Origin of the sequence: Sphingomonas sp. NPDC092440, assembly GCF_044754985.1 — a bacterium.
In the GTDB taxonomy this organism is placed as follows: Bacteria; Pseudomonadota; Alphaproteobacteria; order Sphingomonadales; family Sphingomonadaceae; genus Sphingomonas.
On record NZ_JBIVQA010000001.1, the window covers coordinates 354,875 to 373,051 of the forward strand.

Consider the following 18,177-nt stretch of genomic DNA (forward strand, 5'->3'; position numbering starts at 1 on the left):
GAGACCGGGGAAAGTAGCGGTCGACCCACCCTGGAATGAAGCGTTGAACGCTTGGGGTGCCTTTTACTTTGCAGCCCCCGTGCCAGTTCGCGCGAGCCGAGGATTTCCGGGCTTCACGCTGGTTATCGGCTCTTAACCATCTCGTGCGGCTGTAAACGATCCCGACAGTTTCACGCCCTCGCCCCAAGGGCGCCCGAAAAGTCCGACGAAATTCGTTCAGCCGGCGTTCACCCACTTGACTACAGATGTAATCGTAACGATTACAACAGTAGTCGAGGAAAGAGGGAACGATGACGGAACGGATCAGCGACGCCGAGCACGCCGTGATGGAAGTGCTGTGGGAAGAGTCGCCGCTCACCGCCCAGGAAGTGGCCGAGCGCGTGCCCGCCGAGCGCGGCTGGAGCGCCAACACGGTCAAGACCCTGCTCGGGCGCCTGCTCGCCAAGAACATCATCGCGCACCAGGAAGAGGGGCGGCGCTACCTCTATCGCCCGCTGGTCGTGCGCGGCGACTATGTTGCCGGGGAATCGCGCAAGCTGATGGACCGCCTCTTCGGCGGCAGGCTGACGCCGCTGGTCGCGCATCTCGCCGAGCGCGACGAACTCACCGAACAGGACATCGCCGAGATCGAGGCGCTGCTGAAGGAGCTCAAGCAATGACCGGCTGGCTCATCGAGACCTTTGTCGCCAGCACGCTGCTGATGCTGCTGGTGCTCGCGATCCGGGCGCCCGTCCGCCGCGCGTTCGGCCCGCAAATGGCCTATGCGCTCTGGGCGCTGCCGGTGATCCGCATGCTGCTGCCCCCGCTGCCGGGCGACTGGCAGCTCACCAGCCTGATCGCGCCCTTCGTCCGCGAGGCGGATGTGCCCGGGATCGTCACCGGCGTGATCAAGCCGGAGGCGCTGCCCGCCGGGATCGACAAGGGCGCGGTGACGATGATCGAGATCGGCACCGGCAGCCACCCGGCCACCGCGGCGCTGGTCGCGCCCACTTATGGCGCGAGCGGTCCCAGCTTGCTGATCCTGGGCCTCGGCCTGTGGGCGATCGGCGCGCTGGCCTTTCTCGCCTGGCACCTGATCGCGCATCGCCGCCACTGCGCCCGGCTGCTCAGGGCCGCCCGCGTCGATCGCACCGTGGCGCAGGGCAAGGTGCGCGTGATCGAGACGGACGCGGTGCACGGGCCGCTCGCCTTCGGCGTGCTGCGCAAATATGTCGCCTTTCCGTGCGACTTCACCGAGCGCTATGACGAGCAGGAGCGCGCCCTCGCGCTGGCCCATGAGCTCGGCCACCATGTCCGGGGGGACCTGATCGCGAACTGGGTCGCGCTGCTCGTCCTCGCCATCCACTGGTTCAATCCGGTCGCCTGGAGGGCCTTCCGCGCCTTCCGCGCCGACCAGGAAATGGCCTGCGACGCCCTGGTGCTCGCCGGCCGCGCCCAGGCACTGCGCCATGCCTATGGCCGTGCGATCGTCAAGTCCGCGCATGGGGGTGCGGTCTCGGCGGCATGTCACTTGCACACGATCAACGAAGTCAAAGGGAGGCTCCGCATGCTTTCGAAGACCCACAAGAACACCCCCGCCCGCCTCGCCGCCGGCCTGATCGGCACCGGCGCGCTCGGCCTCGCCGCGCTTGGTCTCACTGCCTCGGGAACGCAGGCCGCCGAGCAGATCAAGGCGAAGGTGGAAACCGTCACCGGCGTCAAGCTGGACCAGGACGTGCCCGCGCCGCCGGCGCCGCCGGTTGCCGCCGAGCCGGTCGCTCCGCGGGCGCCCGCCGCCGCGCCGGAAGCGCCCGAGGCTCCGGTCAAGGCCAGGCGCTACGTCTACAGCTATAGCGACGATGGCGACGGTAAGGACAAGAAGGACGGCAAGCGCCTCACCAAGATCGTGATGGTGCACGCCGATGGCAGTTCGTCCGAGACGAAGCTGCCCGATCTCGACGCGCTCCGCGCCAGCGTGCCCGAGGTCCGGAACGGCAAATGTTCCGATACGGCGGACGGCAAGCCGGTCGTCGAGAAGTTCGAGCGGGACGGCAAGAAGGTCATGATCGTCTGCTCCAACCGGATCGAGAGGATCACGATCAATGCCGAGCGGGCGGCGATCGACGCCAAGCGGATGGGCATGCGCAGCGCGATGATGGGCCTGCGCATGGCCCGGCGCTCGATCGAGAGCCAGTCCGATCTCAGCGCCGAGCAGCGTGCCAAGGCGCTGAAGGGCATCGATGAGGCGATCGCCGAAGTCGAGAAGAGCGCCGCCGACGACAAGTGACATGGAGGGGAAGGGCGTTCGTCAAAAAGCCCCTTTCACGAACGCCTTTCGACGGGGCCGGCCGATCTCCTTCGCGGCCGGCCCCGTTTCCGTTTTGCGGGCCGGTCTTGCGCTGCGGCGCGGCAAAGGCCATTTCGGGGGCATGGACATCATCGCGGATGCCCCGACCGGCCTGGCCATGGCGCTCGATCCGCTGGTCACGCGGGTGCTGGCGCCCAATCCCTCGCCGTTCACCTATACCGGGACCCAGACCTATCTGGTCGGCACTTCCGTGCTCGCCGTGATCGATCCCGGGCCGGACGATCCCCGCCATCTCGCCGCGCTGCTCGCCGCGATCGGCGGGCGCAGGGTGGCGGCGATCCTCTGCACCCACACGCACCGCGACCACAGCCCCGCCGCCGCGCCGCTCAGGGCGGCGACGGGCGCGCCGATCATCGGCTGCGCCCCGCTCACGCTCGAGGATGCCGGCCCGCGCGCCGACGCCGCATTCGATACCGGCTATGCGCCCGATCGCGTGCTGGCCGACGGCGAATCGGTCTCGGGCCCGGACTGGACGCTCGTCGCGGTCGCCACGCCGGGCCACACTTCGAATCATCTCTGCTTCGCCCTGCCGGAGAGCGGCGGGCTGTTCTGCGGCGACCACGTCATGGGCTGGTCGACCACCGTGGTCGCGCCGCCGGACGGCGACATGGCCGCCTATATGGCCAGCCTCGACAAGCTGATGGCGCGCGAGGACGACCGCATCTATTTCCCCGCGCATGGCGAGCCGATCGAGAAGCCCCACCGTTTCGTGCGCGGGCTGATCGGGCATCGCAGGCAGCGCGAGGGGCAGATATTGCGGCTGCTCAGGGCCGATGTCGGCGCGGTTCCCGCCATGGTCGAGCGCATGTATGCTGGGCTCGATCCCAGGCTGAGCGGGGCGGCCGGGCGATCGGTGCTCGCGCATCTGATCGATCTGCGCGACCGGGGGCTCGTGATCGAGGAGGACGGCGTTTGGAAGACGACAGCGTGAAGCAGGGCGGCGGGGGCTGCCTCAAGCTGTTCGGTGTCACTCTCGTGATCGTGCTGGCGGTGGTCCTGACGATGGGCGCCGGCTTCTGGTTCCTGGGCGATACGATCAAGCGGCAGTTCCAGGGCCCGACGCCCGAGACGGTGGCCCAGGCCAGCCTGCAGGGGCTGCGCGAGCAGAACCGGCTGTCGGCCTTCGCGGCCAAGTTCGTCGCGGTGGTCACCTCGAAGCAGAGCCAGCTCGGCCTCACCGCGCAGAAGACGATGATCATGCCGGGCAGCGTCCGCTACGAAGTCGATCTGTCGAAGCTGCGCCAGGAGGATGTGACCTGGGACGCGCAGAACAAGCTGCTCACCGTCCGGCTGCCGGCCGTCGAGGCGATGGGCCCGGACGTCGATCTCGACCAGGTTCGCCAATATGACAATGGCGGCATCCTGCTCTCGGTCACCGATGTCGGCGGCAAGCTCGACGATGCCAATCGCAAGGCCGGCCAGCAGGAGCTGCTGCGCCAGGCCCAGTCGGGCCCCTATATGCGCATGGCTCGCGACGCGACCCGGCGCGCGGTGGAGCGCAGCTTCACCATGCCGCTCCGGGCGACGGGCATCGCCGCCGATGTCCAGGTGATCTTCCCCGACGAGGCGAATCGCCCGGCCGAGCGCTGGGACGAATCGCGCAGGCCCGAGGACGTCGTCGCCAACAAATGGTGAGCGGTCGCGCCGTTGAGCGGCCGGCCCGAATGCGCTACCTTCACGGCAGTGCATATTTCAGTTGGGGGACTGAACATGGCGACGCTCGCCGAACCAATGCCGCGCGTCCAGCGCGATCGCTTCTTCCTGATCCTGTCGCTGGCGATGATCGCGGTGATCCTCGCCGGCTTCTCGCTCAACCTGGCCCTGGGCCGGTCGAGCTTCGGCCTGCCGCTGATCTATCATGTCCATGCCTTTGTCTTCATGGGCTGGATCCTGATCTATCTGGCGCAGAACCTGCTGATCGCCACCGGGAACGCGGCGATCCATCGCCGGCTCGGCTGGATCGCCCTGGCCTGGGTGCCGGCAATGGTGGCGATGGGGCTGGCGATCACGCTCTATGCGGTGCGTGATCATGGCGGACCGCCCTTTTTCGCGTTGCCCGAGTTCCTGTTCGGCAATCCTGCCGGCCTGCTCTGCTTCGCCGGGCTGGCCCTTGCCGGGTTCTCGATGCGCGGTCGCTCGGACTGGCATCGCCGGCTGATGCTCTGCTCGATGGCGACGATCACCGGGCCGGGCTTCGGGCGGATCCTGCCGGTGCCCTTCATGATTCCGTGGTCGTGGCTGGTCGCGGCCCTGCTCGCCCCGGCGATCTTCCCGCTGATCGGCATGGCCGTGGACTGGCGGCGCACCGGCCGGGTGCATCCGGCCTGGCTCTGGGGCCTGGGCGCGATGATCGGCACCTTCGCGGTGGGCGAGGCGATCGCCTTCTCGCCGATCGGCGAATCGGTGGCGCGCGCCGTGGTGGCGGGCACGCCGGGTGCCGATCGTGCCTTTGCCGCGCACTTTCCCTGATCGACCTTGAACCCGCGCGCGCGCCGGGCCATGTGCGGCGCGGGCAAGGGAGTGTTAGGCATGGACGCGCGCAATGGTATCGGCGGAAGCCTGTCGGGGCTCGATCTTCGTGCGGAGATCGACCGGCTGCGCAAGGAGCGCAATGCCGTCATCCTCGCCCATTATTATCAGAAGCCGGAGCTGCAGGACCTGGCGGATTTCGTCGGCGACAGCCTGGACCTCAGCCGCAAGGCCGCCGAGACCGATGCGGAAGTGATCGCCTTTTGCGGCGTGCGCTTCATGGCCGAGACCGCCAAGATCCTCTCGCCGGACAAGATCGTGGTGCTGCCCGACATGAATGCCGGATGCAGCCTGGAGGACAGCTGCCCGCCCGATCAGTTCGCCGCCTTCCGCGCGGCGCATCCGGACCATATCGCGCTGACCTATATCAACTGCTCGACCGAGGTTAAGGCGCTCAGCGACATCATCGTCACCTCGAGCTCGGCCGAGAAGATCCTCGCCCAGATCCCGGAGAGCCAGAAGATCATCTTCGGGCCGGACCGCAACCTGGGCGGCTATCTCAAGCGCAAGGTGGGCCGCGACCTGCTGCTCTGGCCGGGCGTCTGCATCGTGCACGAGGCGTTCAGCGAGACCGAGCTGCTCAAGCTCAAGGCGCAGCATCCCGGCGCGCCGGTGGCGGCGCATCCCGAATGCCCGCCGCACGTGCTCGATCACGCCGACTATGTCGGCTCGACTCGCGGCATCCTGGAATTCTCGCAGACCGTGCCGGGCGACACGCTGATCGTCGCCACCGAGCCGCACATCATCCACCAGATGCAGAAGGCGATGCCGGGCAAGACCTTCATCGGCGCGCCCGGTGCCGACGGCAACTGCAACTGCAATATCTGCCCCTATATGGCGCTCAACACGATGGAGAAGCTCTACCTCGCGCTGCGCGACCTCACGCCGCGCATCGAGATCGAGGAGGGCCTGCGCCTCCAGGCCAAGAAGAGCCTCGACCGGATGCTGGAAATGGCGGCGGGCACGGTGGGCCAGGGCGATCTGGGCGCGATCGGTAGGGATGCTGCCGGGAGGGGTTAGGGTCGCGACCCAATCAGCGAACCCCGTCATCCCTGCGGAGGCGGGGGGCCAGGGTAGCGCAGGACAAGGATGCTGCCAGGTGAGCCCCTTCCGGAGCGCGCAGGACTCGACTGCCCGCAACCGCCCTTGGCCCTGGATCCCCGCCTGCGCGGGGATGACGGTGGAAGGAATGGCGGGATGGCGGCCGAGGACAGTTAGCCTCGCTTCCTCTTCGTCACTCCGCCACCAGGCCGGGGCGACGCCGGGACATGCCCTTCATCGCCATGCCGGCTGGATGCCCATCTCCGCCGAATAATAGTTCACATATTGCGCGAGCCGCGGCCGCGCCGCGATGTTCGGGCTGGCGCCGTGCGGCAAGTCGTGCCGCCAGATGATCAGGTCGCCGGCACGCGCGGGGATGCGCACCGCCTGGCCGCTCAGATCCACCGTCCGCGGATCGGCGTCGCCCAGCGCCGCCAGCCACTCGACCAGGCGGTGGTGGAAGCCGGGGACCAGCTCGAACGCGCCCTGGTCGGCGGCGGTGTCGGAGAGATAGAGGATGCCCTGGGTCGCGAAGGCGATCGGCGGGACGAGGCTGACGTCCCAGTGCAGCCGCGGCGCGGCGAAGCTTTGCGGCGCGCGCAGCGGCGCGTTGAAGCTCATCCGGTCGATGCGCGGCCACAGGTCGCTCGTGCCCCAGAGCTGGGCGAAGGCCTTGTGCACGCGCGGGGCGCGCCGCGCCGCCTCCAATGCGGGGTGCTGGAAGCGCTGGACCATCAGCCCGTTGGTGCGGGGATTGTGCCAGCTCGCCGGATCCGCCGGATCGGCCCCGGCCGCTTCCCAGAGCAGGGCGGCGGCGGCAGCGACTTGCCGGGGCGTGATCGCGCCGCGCAGGATCACATAGCCCTGGGCATCCCAATGGGCGAGGTCGGCGGCGTCGAGCACCGCCGGCATCGCGTCGATCCGCGCGAGCCGGGCGGCGACCTGCGGCGGGGGCGGGGCGCCCGCGATCGCGGCATGATAGCGGGCGAGCGTCACCGGGTCCGGCGGGCCGGCCGTCGCCACGATCCAGCGCCGAAAGGCTTCGAAATCGGGCCGTTCGCGGCCCAGGAACTGCAATGTCTGCTCCAGGCCCAGCCCCAGGGCGTCGAGCAGCAGCTTGTCCGCCATCCAGTCCTCCGGCGGGGAGGGGCGATGCGTGACGCGGCGTTCCCAATAGCCGTGCAACCGGCGGACTTCGGGCATCGCGGCGGGTTCGATATCGGCCATGGCGCCAGCCTGTATGCGTGCCGCATCCCGGTCAATTCGGGTTCGAACCGATCCCGCGCGGTTCCGCACCCCCTTGCCGTCCGCGCGGACTATGCCACAAGCGCGCCATGCCACACGTCTTCGCGCTGCCGGGATTCGATCTCGATGCCTTCGTCGCCGCCACGCTTGCCGAGGATCTGGGCGACGGGGGTGATATCACTTCCGCCGCGGTGATCCCGGCCGAGGCGGTATTCGCCGGGGTGATGGACAGCCGCGACGCGATCACCGTCGCCGGCCTGCCCATTGCCGAGGCGTTTTTCCGCGCGCTCGATCCCGCGGTGGAGATCGAGCGGCTGGTCGAGGATGGCGATCCCGTGGCGCCGGGCACCGATCTGATGCGGCTGCGCGGGCGCGCGCGCGCCTTGCTCACCGCCGAGCGTTCCGCTCTCAACACCGTGCAGCATCTGTCCGGCATCGCGACCATGACGCGGAGCTATGTCGATGCCATTGCCGGGACGGGCGCCACGCTGCTCGACACGCGCAAGACGCTGCCCGGCCTGCGCAGGCTGGAGAAATATGCGACCCGCATGGGGGGCGCCACCAACCATCGCATGGGCCTGTGGGATGCCGCGATGATCAAGGACAATCACGTCGCCGTTGCCGGATCGGTGGCCGAGGCGGCGCGGCGCGCCGTCGCCGCGGGGATCGCGCGCATCATCGTCGAGGTCGACCGGATCGACCAGATCGAGCCGGCGCTCGCCGCGGGCGCGACGCATCTGCTGCTCGACAATATGGGGCCGGAGACGCTGCGCGAGGCGGTCTCGCTGGTCGCGGGCCGGGTGCCGACCGAAGCCTCGGGCGGTGTGCGGCTCGACACGATCCGGGCGATCGCCGCGAGCGGCGTCACCTATGTCAGTGTCGGCAGGCTCACCCAATCGGCGCCCGCCGCCGATATCGGCCTGGATTTCGCGCAGGGATGAGGAACATGGAGATGCGCAAGCTGATACTCGGCCTCGCCGGCGCGGGCCTCGCGCTGCTGCCCGGCATCGCCTCGGCCCAGGCGCTGATGTGCCGCGTGCCCGGTAAGGTGGAGCGGCCGCGCCCCGACCTGCCCGGCGCGAAGGAGCCGCGCCGCATCATGCCGATCGGCTCCTATACGCTGGCGCTCACCTGGAGCCCGGGCTTCTGCCGTGCCCATGGCGACGAACCGGAGAATCGCTTCCAGTGCCGCCAGGGCGCCCGCTTCGGCTTCACCCTGCACGGCCTGTGGCCGGATGGAGAGACGCGGAGCTGGCCGCAATATTGCGCCGACACGCGCATCCTGCCGCCCGCGCAGATCAAGTCGATGCTTTGCGCCACGCCGTCGGCCCAGCTGATCCAGCACGAATGGGCCAAGCACGGCACCTGCACATCGATGTCGCCGGCCGCCTATTTCGGCACGGCGAAGCGGCTCTACGACGCGGTCCGCTATCCGGACATGGACCAATTGTCGCGCGGCGAGCTCACCGTCGGCCGGTTCAAGGCGCGGTTCGCCGAAGCCAATCGCGGCATTCCCGCCAGCGCGATCCGCGTGACGGTGACGCGCGAGGGGTGGCTCGACGAGCTCTGGCTCTGCCTGGACAAGGGAATGCGCTACGAAGCGTGCCGGCCCGGTACCGGCGGCGCGGCGGATGGCAGCGCGCTGAAGATCTGGCGGGGCGGCCGGCGCTAGGGTCGAGGGACTCATTCCTTCAACCGTCATCCCCGCTATCCCTTACTCGTCATCCCCGCGCAGGCGGGGATCCAGGGCCAGGGGCCAAGGGGGCGAGGCTCGTCTTGCCGTTTCCGGCTAGCACGGGCGTGATTGCTTCGATCATCCCGGACTACCCTGGATCCCCGCCTGTGCGGGGATGACGGAAGTGACCTAAAGGGCTTGTTTGGGTTCTCAACCTAGCGCTGATGGACCGTCGCGGTGCCCGGATGGTGCCGGTCGAGATGCCGCTTGATCAGCCTGAGGTTGCGGGTGTTCGATCTGAACAGGAAGTCCGCCGCGTCGCCCACCACCGGCACCAGCCCGATCAGCCAGTCGAAGCCGACATTGCCGACCATGCGCATCATCGTCGTCGCGGGCATCTTCAGGTTGCGGGCCTCCCAGACGATATAGAGGCCGAGCAGCGCGGCGATCAGGTCGCCGCCCACGGGCACCAGGCCCAGGATCGCGTCGAGGCCCACCTTGGCCTTGGTGCCGGGAATGGGGACGCTGCGCTCCAGCAGATGCTCCATCATCTCGATCCGCCGGCGCACGTCCGCCGCATGCGTTCCCAGCGGCAGCGCCGCCGCTGCCGCCTTTGCCCCCGAAGCCATCCGTGTCGTTCTCGCCACGTTCACCTCGTCTCGTTGCGCAGGTGGTTCAACGGGTGCCACGCCCGGGCGTTCCCCTGCCAGGCCTGCAGCCGCAAGGCGACGATAGACCATCGGAAGGGCTGGGCGATAGGGATGAAAGCGCCGTCCGCGGTGAGCGCGGCATCGGCCTCCGCGATGCGATGCGCGCGCGCATAGAGGTCCGGCGCGTCGCGCCCGGCTTCGATCAGCGTCTGCGCATCGTCCGAGCAGGCCTGGCAGGCAGTGGCGACGAACCAGCGGGCGCTGTCATAGGGCGCGACGGCGTCGACGAGGCGCAGGTCCGCCGGCGCATCAAGGGGGGTGCGGACGGGAACGATGCCGATCGCATAGAGCGCCTCGGCCAGCCGCGACCAGACCAGGGTGGCGCCCGGGCCGGCGGGCAAGGCGATGCGCAGGGTGACCGGCCCCGGATGCGCGCGCCGCCAGCCGGCGACCGAGGCCCGCGCGCTCTGCCGGCGCTGGTCGAGGTCGAGCGGTGCCCAGGCGGGCTGGGCGGGGGGATTGGCCGAATCGAGCTGCGCCGGCAGCAGGGTCTCGACCGGCGCCCAGTCCGGATGGACCTGGCGGGTCAGCGTGGCGCGGTCGATCGCCATGGCGATCGCGGCGCGATTGGCGGGATCGGCGAGGAACCCGGTGCGCGAGACGATCGCCAGGCCGAACAATCCCAGCGCGTTGTCCAGCCGCACATTGGGCGCGGCGATGCCCGATGCCGTGACCAGCGGCCAGTCGGCGAAGCTGCCGCCCAGCACCAGGTCCGACTGGCCGTCGCGGAACCGCGCGAGCGCCACCGCGGCGCGCTCGCCATGGAAGCGCAGCGTCTCCTGCGGACGCGGGGCGGCGGCGTCCTCGGCGGCGTCCGGATCGGGGGCGGGGCGCAGCAGCACGCCGGCACGATGCGGCGTGGCGCGGAACGGCCCGCTGCCGTCGAGCCCGTCGAGCCGGAACACTGCCATCTCGGGCTGGGCGAACAGCTTGAGCAGGTCGGGCCGGGGGCGTTTCAGCCGCACTTCGATCACCTGCGGCGTCATTTCGACGATCTCGTCGATCACCGCGAGAAAAGGCGAGAGCGCGTTGCGCGAACGCGGCGCGATCGTGCGGCGCAGGGCGCGCACCACCTGCTCGGCGGTGACCGGCTCGCCATCCGGCCAGGTCGCATCGTCGCGCAGGCGGAAGATGTAGCTGCGGCCATCGTCGATCACGATCCAGCGCTCGGCCAGCCCCGGCTCGATCTGGCCGGCGGCATCGAACCGCACCAGGCCCTGTGCCGTCGCGCCGAGCAGCACGCGGCGGGCAGGGTCCAGCTCCCCGGCGTCGGGATCGGCGAGCGCGCTGCCCGAACCGATCGCGCTGACCACCACCGCGGTATCGTCGCGCCGCTGCCCCGCGCCGCCGTCGCACGCCGCCAGCATGGCGAAGGACAACAGGCAGAAGAGGCGAGGGGACATCAGGAAAATCCGGCTGGGCAGACCGGGTGTATGATCGCCGCGCGCCGCTGCCAACCCCTGCGGTGCTTCCGCGATTTGCTGCAATGCGGGAACCATCGGGGCATGCGGGGCATTTCACTCCCATTCCTTTGAAAGGGGAGTGTGTACCATGCGTATTCTCGGACGGGCTGCGGCTGTCGCCGCCCTGGTATCGCTGGCGGCCGTGCCGGCGCTCGCGGCGTCCCAAACCGACGCCTATGGAACTTCCGCGTCGAAGCTGTCGCTGCGTGCGTCGACCGGATCCAAGCACAAGTCGGACCTTGCCGGCGCACCGATCATCGCGATCATCGGTGTCGTCGCGATCGTGGCGGGAGGCGTGATCATCGCCACCCAGGATGACAAACCCGACAGCCCGTAAGCGCCGGCGTCGCGGGCGGTGGGCGCCGAGGCGGAAACGGCTAACCGCGATCGGCCGTGGCCATTTCAATCTCGGGCATGCCGTCGCACTCCAGGCGGATCTGGCCCCGATCCGGTCGTGACAGCCGGATCGGTCCGCCGCGCTCTTCCAGGCGCCGGCGCAGCAGGATGAGGCGAGTCTCCAGATTGTCCTTGAACTCGGGCAATCGAAGCGATGGGTCGCGCCGAACCTCCCGATTGGTGAAATCGGTGCGACCGGTCCTGAGATAGCAGGACAGGAAATGCAGCAGCAGCCGCCCCGGCAGCCCGCGGATGACATAGCCGCCATCCACGAAGATGCTGCCGTCAAAGGGAAAATAACGGATCGCGATCCGCCGTTCCGTCGTGGCCGCCGGCCGATGCCCCGCTGACGGCGACGCCCGGCCTTCCGGGCGATCGCGCTCCGTCAGCAACAGGCTCGTCGCGAGCTGACTGGCGACGAGCGACAATGCCTCCTCATCGGCATGGCTGAACGCGAACGCCCGTTCGGATTCGACGAACAACACGCCAACCAGCCTTCCCCGGCTCGACAGCGGGACTGCGAGCTGGCTGCGTGCCTGGGGCAGCGAGGGAAGCGGGATCTCCTCCAGCCCGTTGCGCATGGCTTCGGCCTGCACCGCCAGGGCATAGCGCTCGCCGCGGCGCATGTCGCAGATCCGCAAGGACCGGCGCAGCGCCGCGACAACTCCGATCGTGCCCATGCCGAGCGGGATCTCGGAGCCGATGCCGAACGCCGGATAGCCGCGGCTCGCGATCGTGCTCAGCTTCCCGCCTTCGTCGTCCGGCACCAGGACGACCGCGTTGGCGAAGCCGAACCGCGCCGCCATGCCCTCGAGCGCGCAATCGAGCATCGCTTCGGCATCGCTCTGCTCGGCGATGGCCGCGCAGAGCCGGGCCGCCGCGTGCAGGTGATCCCGCCGCATCTCCGGTTCGGCCGGCGAGGCGAGGGGTGCGGCCGGCACGACCGGCCGGCATCCGTGCACTTCATATATCTCGAGGCTGCGCAGCTTCATGACATCGGCCATGCCCTGGGAAAGGCTCATCACCGCCAGGTGGGACGCGGCGCCCTCGAAGAATTCGCCCTCGGTGGTCGAGTGCAGGAAGCGCAGGTCGAGGATATGCTGCCGTCCCGTCCGCCCGTCGACCACCATCAGCGTCGCCACGCCCCGATCGCGGACATTGGCCGCGGTCTTGGAGAAGAACTGGTTGGACAGGGCGACATGCCGCTCGTCGATATAATGGACATGCGAGAGATAGGAGATGTTCGGCATGCCGTCCGCGCCGGTGGTCGCGATCACCGAGGGGATCACGCCCTCGAAACTGTCCCGGATATCGCTGAGCCGGGTGTTCATATCGGCGCCTGCTCCAGGCGTTGCCCGGCGCCCGGGCCCGGCGTCTGCGCATACAGGTCGGTGGGCAGGAAGCTGACCCTGACCAGGTCCCTGTCGGTCAGCGTGTGCGAGAGCTGCTGGGTCGTGACGCCAAGCTCCGCCATGATTTCCAGCATGCGCGCGACATAGGCGGTGGCGCGTTGCTGCTCCTCTGCGGAAGCCGGGGCGGCCGACCCGATGATGCCCTTGATCTGGAAGGCGCGATAGTCACTCGGCCGCACCACGGTGACGGCGATGCGAGCGCCGGTCGCGACATTGCCGCCGACATCGGGCCATTGGCTGCCGGAGAACAGGACATGGATATGTCCGTTGCGCCGGTCGAAACGGATGCTCGATCCGCGGGCGATGCAGGCGCGGTCCGCGCCGTCGCATGTCGACAGCAGAATCATGACAGGGCCTTCGAGGAACGCGGCGATGTCGGTGCCTATCATCGACTTCTCCATGACATCTTCGCCCAGATAGCAAATTTTTAGGAACAGTGGACGCTGCTTAGGAAGCTTTTAGGGAGAGGCCCCCGCGCGCCGTCCCTAGAGGCCGCTCCAGTAGCAACAAATCGTGGAGCGTTTAGTGACTCAGGCAAATGATCGTGCCGATATCATCGACCTTGGCGGCCGGTATGATTTCTACGGTCCAATTCACAAGGGTCTTCGCAAGGCCCAATGCGACCTGCTCGTCCGGTTGGGCTGTGCCGATTTCGGCGATGACCGGGGGACGGCCGAACTGCTGGCGGATATGCGCGAGCTGCTGGTGCTCGCCGCCGCGCATATCGAGCATGAGAACCGGCACGTCCATGACGCGCTGCGCTCGCACGTCGCCGATTGCGTCGCGCGCCTCGACCGCCAGCATGACGATCACCACGCCATGTTCGCCGAGATCGAGATGCGCATCGCGAGGATCGAGGCGGCGGATGCGGCGGCGCGCCCGGGCCTGGGCCGTCGCCTCTATCTTTCCTTCTCCGGCTATGTGGCGCGCGACCTGGCGCATATGCTCGAGGAAGAGACCGTGGCGGCGCCGCGGCTCTGGTCGCAATTCTCCGATGCCGAACTGCTGGCGATCGAGGGCCGCATCGTCGGCTCGCTGTCGCCGGAGAAGGCAATGGCCTTCATGCGCCTGATGGTCCCGGCCGCCAATCCGGCGGAGCGCGCCGCGATGCTGGCCGGCATGCGGCAGCAGGCGCCTCGCGAGGCGTTCGACGCGGTGATCGAGTTCGCCGTGCGGCCGAATCTGTCGCAGGTGGAATTCGCCGAGCTTGCGGGCCGGCTCGGCCTGGCGGCGGCTTCATAGGGAGCAGGCGGCCGGGCCGTTGATTCGCGTGCGCGCCGCTGCCCGGCCCGGTGCGGCGGCCTGCGCGCGGATCCCGCCGGCCTGGCGGTTACGGGGCGGGGGATGCCGGACGGCTGGTGCGGACGGCGGGACTCGAACCCGCACGCCCCTGAGGGCAGAAGATTTTAAGTCTCCGGCGTCTACCGGTTCCGCCACGTCCGCACGCATCCACGCAAGCGCATGGAATCGCCAGCGTCAAGCGGTGCGCATCGCTCAGACGTTGAGCTTGATGCGCATTTCCTTGCCGGGCTTGAAATAGGGGACGCGCTTGGCATCCACCTCGACCGTCTCGCCGGTACGCGGATTGCGGCCGACACGCGCGTCGCGCGCACGGGTGGAGAAGGCACCGAAGCCGCGCAGTTCCACGCGGCCATCCTGCTGGAGCCGGCCGACAATCTCGTCGAAGAAGACCGACACGATCTTCTCGACCTCACGGACCGACAGGCCCGGATTGTCCTGCACCAGCAACTGAACCAGTTCCGAGCGGATCATCCGCAACCCTCCCTTTGCGCACACGGATCTGCGGTCTTCCGCGCGAACGCCAAATCCCTGATCGGCTCTCTAACCCTGTTCGCCAACCTGCATCAACCCGCAGACGGCTATTAACCCATGATATCCGGGAATAAACGAAACGGGGAGCGGTTTTGCCGCTCCCCGTCGAAGTTCTTAGTTCTTTTCGTTGCGGGCCTTGAGGGCCTCGCCCAGGATGTCGCCCAGCGACGCGCCCGAATCGGACGAGCCATACTGCGCCACTGCCTGCTTCTCCTCGGCGATCTGCATCGCCTTGACCGAGAAGGTGGGCTTCTTCGAGCGATCGAAGCCGGTGACCATCGCATCGAGCTTCTGGCCGACCTGGAAACGCTCCGGACGCTGCTCGTCGCGGTCGCGGCCGAGATCGGTGCGCTTGATGAAGCCGGTCGCGCCGTCCTCGCCGACCTGCACTTCGAGGCCCGCGTCGCGGACTTCGAGGATGGTGACGGTGACGACCTGGTTCTTGTTCAGGCGATCGGCCGAGGCGGTCGAGCCCGCGGCGGCGACGCCGCCACGCTCGAGCTGCTTCATGCCGAGCGAGATGCGCTCCTTGTCCGGCTCGACGGCGAGAACGATGGCCTTAACCACCTCGCCCTTGCGGTGCAGGTTGAGCGCGTCCTCGCCCGAGATGCCCCAGGCGATGTCCGACATGTGGACCATGCCGTCGACGTCGTTGTCCAGGCCGATGAACAGGCCGAACTCGGTGGCGTTCTTGACTTCGCCCTCGACCTCGGTGCCGATCGGATGCTCGGCCGCGAACTTCTCCCACGGATTCTGCTGGGCCTGCTTGAGGCCGAGCGAGATGCGGCGCTTCTCGGCGTCCACCTCGAGCACCACGACTTCGACTTCCTGCGAGGTCGAGACGATCTTGCCCGGGTGCACGTTCTTCTTGGTCCAGCTCATTTCCGAGACGTGGACCAGGCCCTCGATGCCCGGCTCGAGCTCGACGAACGCACCATATTCGGTGATGTTGGTCACGCGGCCCGACAGCTTCGCGCCGACCGGATACTTGACGCCGGCACCATCCCACGGATCGCTCTCGAGCTGCTTCATGCCGAGCGAGATGCGCTGGGTGTCGCGGTTGATGCGGATGATCTGGACACGGACCGTGTCGCCGATGTTGAGCATCTCGGACGGGTGGTTGACGCGCTTGTAGCTGAGGTCGGTGACGTGCAGCAGGCCGTCGATGCCGCCCAGGTCGACGAACGCACCGTAATCGGTGATGTTCTTGACGACGCCGTCGATGATCTGGCCCTCGGCCAGGCTCTGGATGAGGCCCGAACGCTGCTCGGCGCGAGTCTCTTCGAGCACGGCGCGGCGCGACACGACGATGTTGCCGCGCTTGCGGTCCATCTTGAGGATCTGGAAGGGCTGCGGGATGTCCATCAGCGGAGTGACGTCGCGCACGGGGCGGATGTCGACCTGCGAGCCGGGGAGGAAGGCCACCGCGCCCGAAAGGTCGACGGTGAAGCCGCCCTTGACGCGGCCGAAGATGACGCCCTCGACGCGGGCCGACTTGGCGAACTCGGCTTCCAGCTTGTCCCAGGCGGCTTCGCGGCGGGCGCGGTCGCGGCTGAGCATTGCTTCGCCATTGGCGTTCTCGACGCGATCGACATAGACTTCGACTTCGTCGCCGACCTTCAGATCGGCCTTCTGGCCCGGCGCGGCGAATTCGCGCAGCGGCACGCGGCCTTCCGACTTGAGGCCGACGTCGATGACCGCGAGGTCGTTCTCGATGCCGGTGACAGTGCCGATCACGACGCGGCCTTCGAAGCCGTCAGCCTGACCGAGGGTCTGCTCGAGAAGCGCCGCGAAATCGTCGCGGCTCGGATTTGCCGTAGTGGCCATAAGGGTTTCAGTTCCTAATCATGTTGTTTCCGGCCAGTCGGTTGGATCCGACGGTCTTTGGGCCAGACTCGCCGCGGCGGCCGGTCGCCGGTCGCGGCATCCGTGGTGCGAGCGCAAGCGAAGGAAAGACAAGACGCCGATCAAAGCGAAAAGGGCGCGTGAGAGTCACCCCTCCGCGCCTTCCTCCGCGGACACCCGTCCGCCAGACGCGCGCGCTCTACCCGAAACCGCCCTTATCCGCAAGCATTGCGGAGAGGCGCGCGGGATGCGACGTGCGGTCCGGGCCCAGGTCGCGAGGAATGAAAATGGAATATGACAAGCAGCGCTTCGAGAATGCCGAGGTCGTGCTCGACGGCAACGTCTTTCGCAACTGCAGCTTCAACGACGTGATTTTAGTCTATTCGGGCGGGCCGGTGGAGATGGCCGATTGCAGCATCGAGCGCTTCTCGATGAAGTTCGGCGGTGATCTCGCCCAGGGGCTGTTCACGCTCTACCAGCTGTTCGGCACCGAGGGCATGCTGCAGATCATCCGCGGCTTCACCCAGCCGACGGAAGGCGAGATCCAGCTGGAAATCTAGGGCGGATCGACATTCAGGCCAAGGGTGTGGCTTGGCGGGCCGGAACACTGCGAACCAACCTCCACCGTCACCCTGAACTTGTTTGGCATTTGTCCCGCTGGGACAAGTACCCCTCCGTCATCCCCGCGCAGGCGGGGATCCAGGGCCAGGGGCGGGGCGGGCGCAGCAGCCCCCGCCCTCTTCCGGAAAGCGTTCGCGCGATTGCTTCGATCGCCCCGGGCTACCCTGGATCCCCGCCTGCGCGGGGATGACGGCAGAGGGAGGCGGGGATGACGGCTATTGGGGCACGCCTTGTCTCAAGGGGATACATGCCAACTTGTTTCAGGGGCCAAGGTGCCACCGGCGATATCGCTGGTGGAGAATTGGATGCTGAAACAAGGTCAGCATGACGGAAGGGAGGGGCTTCGACATGCAGCTTCCGTCCCTCGCCGCCGGGAACGGAAGGGGCAGAGCTGAATGTCGATCGGCCCTGGGGCGCTGCGTCAGCCGGAAGCGTGGATCGGGTTCGTCTTGCTCTCGACGATCGCGATCGCGCGCTGCACGGCGGCGTCGATCGAGAGGAAGCTGGTGTCGAGCAGCGCCGCGTCGCCGGCCTGGGTCATCGGCGCCTCGGTCCGCTTGGAGTCGCGCTCGTCGCGGGCCCGGATGTCCGCCAGCACCTTGTCGAGGCTGGTGAGCACACCGTGCTTGCGCAGCTCCAGGTGGCGGCGCTGGGCGCGGATCATCGGCGTCGCCTTGACGAAGAGCTTCACGTCCGCGTCGGGCGCGATGACCGTGCCGATATCGCGCCCGTCCAGCACCGCACCGCCGGGCTGGCGTGCGAATTTCTTCTGGCGGTTCAACAAGGCGGCACGCACCAGCGGATGGGCGGACACGACGGACGCGGCCTTGCCCACCTCGTCGGAGCGCAGCCAGGGATCGTCGAGCAGATAATCCTCGAAACTGCAGGCGGAGACCGCGTCGGCTTCCCTGGCCGGATCCAGCTCCTCGCGCAGCACGGTGGCGGCGACGGCGCGATAGAGCAGGCCGGTATCGAGATGCGGCAACCCGTAATGCTGCGCCAGGGCGCGCGCGATGGTGCCCTTACCCGAGGCTGCCGGTCCGTCGACTGCGATGATCAT

At 68.2% G+C, this 18,177-nt stretch carries 19 protein-coding genes and 1 tRNA gene; 11 read left to right on the forward strand and 9 right to left on the reverse strand.

Annotation, left to right across the window (positions count from 1 at the left end; genetic code table 11):
• The first annotated feature begins 290 nt into the window (after window positions 1-290).
• The 6 genes from ACIQCS_RS01860 (at window position 291) to nadA (ending at window position 5,896) form a co-directional block, all read left to right on the forward strand.
• Entirely contained in the window at window positions 291-659 is a 369-nt protein-coding gene (locus tag ACIQCS_RS01860; RefSeq protein ID WP_280281457.1) for a BlaI/MecI/CopY family transcriptional regulator, read from the forward strand.
• Window positions 656-2,266, forward strand: a complete 1,611-nt coding sequence (locus ACIQCS_RS01865; protein WP_345850692.1) for a M56 family metallopeptidase — start codon at window positions 656-658, stop codon at window positions 2,264-2,266. Before ACIQCS_RS01860 ends, ACIQCS_RS01865 begins: the two co-directional genes overlap by 4 nt.
• Window positions 2,267-2,408: 142 nt before the next feature.
• Entirely contained in the window at window positions 2,409-3,278 is an 870-nt protein-coding gene (locus tag ACIQCS_RS01870) for an MBL fold metallo-hydrolase (RefSeq protein WP_345850693.1), read from the forward strand.
• The gene (locus tag ACIQCS_RS01875; RefSeq protein WP_345850694.1) at window positions 3,260-3,982 is read left to right on the forward strand and encodes a DUF4230 domain-containing protein; all 723 of its coding nucleotides are present in this window, start codon (window positions 3,260-3,262) and stop codon (window positions 3,980-3,982) included. Before ACIQCS_RS01870 ends, ACIQCS_RS01875 begins: the two co-directional genes overlap by 19 nt.
• A gap of 75 nt (window positions 3,983-4,057) precedes the next feature.
• Window positions 4,058-4,816, forward strand: coding sequence for a hypothetical protein (locus ACIQCS_RS01880; protein WP_401529910.1), 759 nt, complete (start codon window positions 4,058-4,060; stop codon window positions 4,814-4,816).
• A 60-nt stretch (window positions 4,817-4,876) separates the two neighbouring features.
• Complete coding sequence (gene nadA, locus ACIQCS_RS01885) at window positions 4,877-5,896, forward strand: quinolinate synthase NadA (RefSeq protein ID WP_345850696.1); 1,020 nt, start codon at window positions 4,877-4,879, stop codon at window positions 5,894-5,896.
• A gap of 255 nt (window positions 5,897-6,151) precedes the next feature.
• On the opposite strand, the gene ACIQCS_RS01890 is transcribed toward nadA, so the two are convergent.
• Window positions 6,152-7,144 (reverse strand): phytanoyl-CoA dioxygenase family protein, encoded by a 993-nt coding sequence (locus ACIQCS_RS01890; protein ID WP_345850697.1) that lies wholly within the window; start codon window positions 7,142-7,144, stop codon window positions 6,152-6,154.
• 107 nt (window positions 7,145-7,251) lie between these two features.
• Between ACIQCS_RS01890 and nadC the strand changes: the two genes are divergently transcribed.
• Together nadC and ACIQCS_RS01900 are read left to right on the forward strand one after the other, a co-directional pair.
• On the forward strand, window positions 7,252-8,103 hold the full coding sequence (nadC, locus tag ACIQCS_RS01895) for a carboxylating nicotinate-nucleotide diphosphorylase (protein ID WP_345850698.1): 852 nt from the start codon (window positions 7,252-7,254) through the stop codon (window positions 8,101-8,103).
• Window positions 8,104-8,114: 11 nt separating this feature from the next.
• Window positions 8,115-8,834 carry a ribonuclease T2 gene (locus ACIQCS_RS01900; protein WP_345850699.1) on the forward strand — a complete coding sequence of 240 codons (720 nt, stop codon included), beginning with the start codon at window positions 8,115-8,117 and terminating at the stop codon, window positions 8,832-8,834.
• A gap of 218 nt (window positions 8,835-9,052) precedes the next feature.
• Here ACIQCS_RS01900 and ACIQCS_RS01905 read toward each other — a convergent pair whose 3' ends face one another.
• Window positions 9,053-9,466 (reverse strand): DUF4112 domain-containing protein, encoded by a 414-nt coding sequence (locus tag ACIQCS_RS01905; RefSeq protein ID WP_167299330.1) that lies wholly within the window; start codon window positions 9,464-9,466, stop codon window positions 9,053-9,055.
• A 20-nt stretch (window positions 9,467-9,486) separates the two neighbouring features.
• On the reverse strand, window positions 9,487-10,950 hold the full coding sequence (locus tag ACIQCS_RS01910; protein ID WP_345850700.1) for an ABC transporter substrate-binding protein: 1,464 nt from the start codon (window positions 10,948-10,950) through the stop codon (window positions 9,487-9,489).
• Between the two features lie 148 nt (window positions 10,951-11,098).
• Between ACIQCS_RS01910 and ACIQCS_RS01915 the strand changes: the two genes are divergently transcribed.
• Window positions 11,099-11,347, forward strand: coding sequence for a hypothetical protein (locus ACIQCS_RS01915; RefSeq protein ID WP_345850701.1), 249 nt, complete (start codon window positions 11,099-11,101; stop codon window positions 11,345-11,347).
• A gap of 40 nt (window positions 11,348-11,387) precedes the next feature.
• On the opposite strand, the gene ACIQCS_RS01920 is transcribed toward ACIQCS_RS01915, so the two are convergent.
• Complete coding sequence (locus tag ACIQCS_RS01920) at window positions 11,388-12,737, reverse strand: GAF domain-containing protein (RefSeq protein WP_345850702.1); 1,350 nt, start codon at window positions 12,735-12,737, stop codon at window positions 11,388-11,390.
• The gene (locus tag ACIQCS_RS01925; protein ID WP_345850703.1) at window positions 12,734-13,207 is read right to left on the reverse strand and encodes a hypothetical protein; all 474 of its coding nucleotides are present in this window, start codon (window positions 13,205-13,207) and stop codon (window positions 12,734-12,736) included. Before ACIQCS_RS01925 ends, ACIQCS_RS01920 begins: the two co-directional genes overlap by 4 nt.
• A gap of 136 nt (window positions 13,208-13,343) precedes the next feature.
• On the opposite strand from ACIQCS_RS01925, the gene ACIQCS_RS01930 reads away from it, so the two are divergent.
• Window positions 13,344-14,060 (forward strand): hypothetical protein, encoded by a 717-nt coding sequence (locus tag ACIQCS_RS01930; RefSeq protein ID WP_345850704.1) that lies wholly within the window; start codon window positions 13,344-13,346, stop codon window positions 14,058-14,060.
• A gap of 114 nt (window positions 14,061-14,174) precedes the next feature.
• On the opposite strand, the gene ACIQCS_RS01935 is transcribed toward ACIQCS_RS01930, so the two are convergent.
• From ACIQCS_RS01935 to rpsA, 3 genes are all read right to left on the reverse strand, one after another.
• Window positions 14,175-14,261: transfer RNA gene (locus tag ACIQCS_RS01935), tRNA-Leu, on the reverse strand.
• A gap of 51 nt (window positions 14,262-14,312) precedes the next feature.
• Window positions 14,313-14,591, reverse strand: coding sequence for an integration host factor subunit beta (locus ACIQCS_RS01940; RefSeq protein WP_137861523.1), 279 nt, complete (start codon window positions 14,589-14,591; stop codon window positions 14,313-14,315).
• Window positions 14,592-14,765: 174 nt separating this feature from the next.
• A complete protein-coding gene (gene rpsA / locus ACIQCS_RS01945) occupies window positions 14,766-16,478 on the reverse strand; it encodes a 30S ribosomal protein S1 (protein WP_345850705.1) in 1,713 nt (570 codons plus the stop codon).
• A gap of 305 nt (window positions 16,479-16,783) precedes the next feature.
• On the opposite strand from rpsA, the gene ACIQCS_RS01950 reads away from it, so the two are divergent.
• The gene (locus ACIQCS_RS01950; protein ID WP_345850706.1) at window positions 16,784-17,056 is read left to right on the forward strand and encodes a hypothetical protein; all 273 of its coding nucleotides are present in this window, start codon (window positions 16,784-16,786) and stop codon (window positions 17,054-17,056) included.
• Between the two features lie 482 nt (window positions 17,057-17,538).
• Here ACIQCS_RS01950 and cmk read toward each other — a convergent pair whose 3' ends face one another.
• Window positions 17,539-18,177, reverse strand: coding sequence for a (d)CMP kinase (gene cmk, locus ACIQCS_RS01955; protein WP_345850707.1), 639 nt, complete (start codon window positions 18,175-18,177; stop codon window positions 17,539-17,541).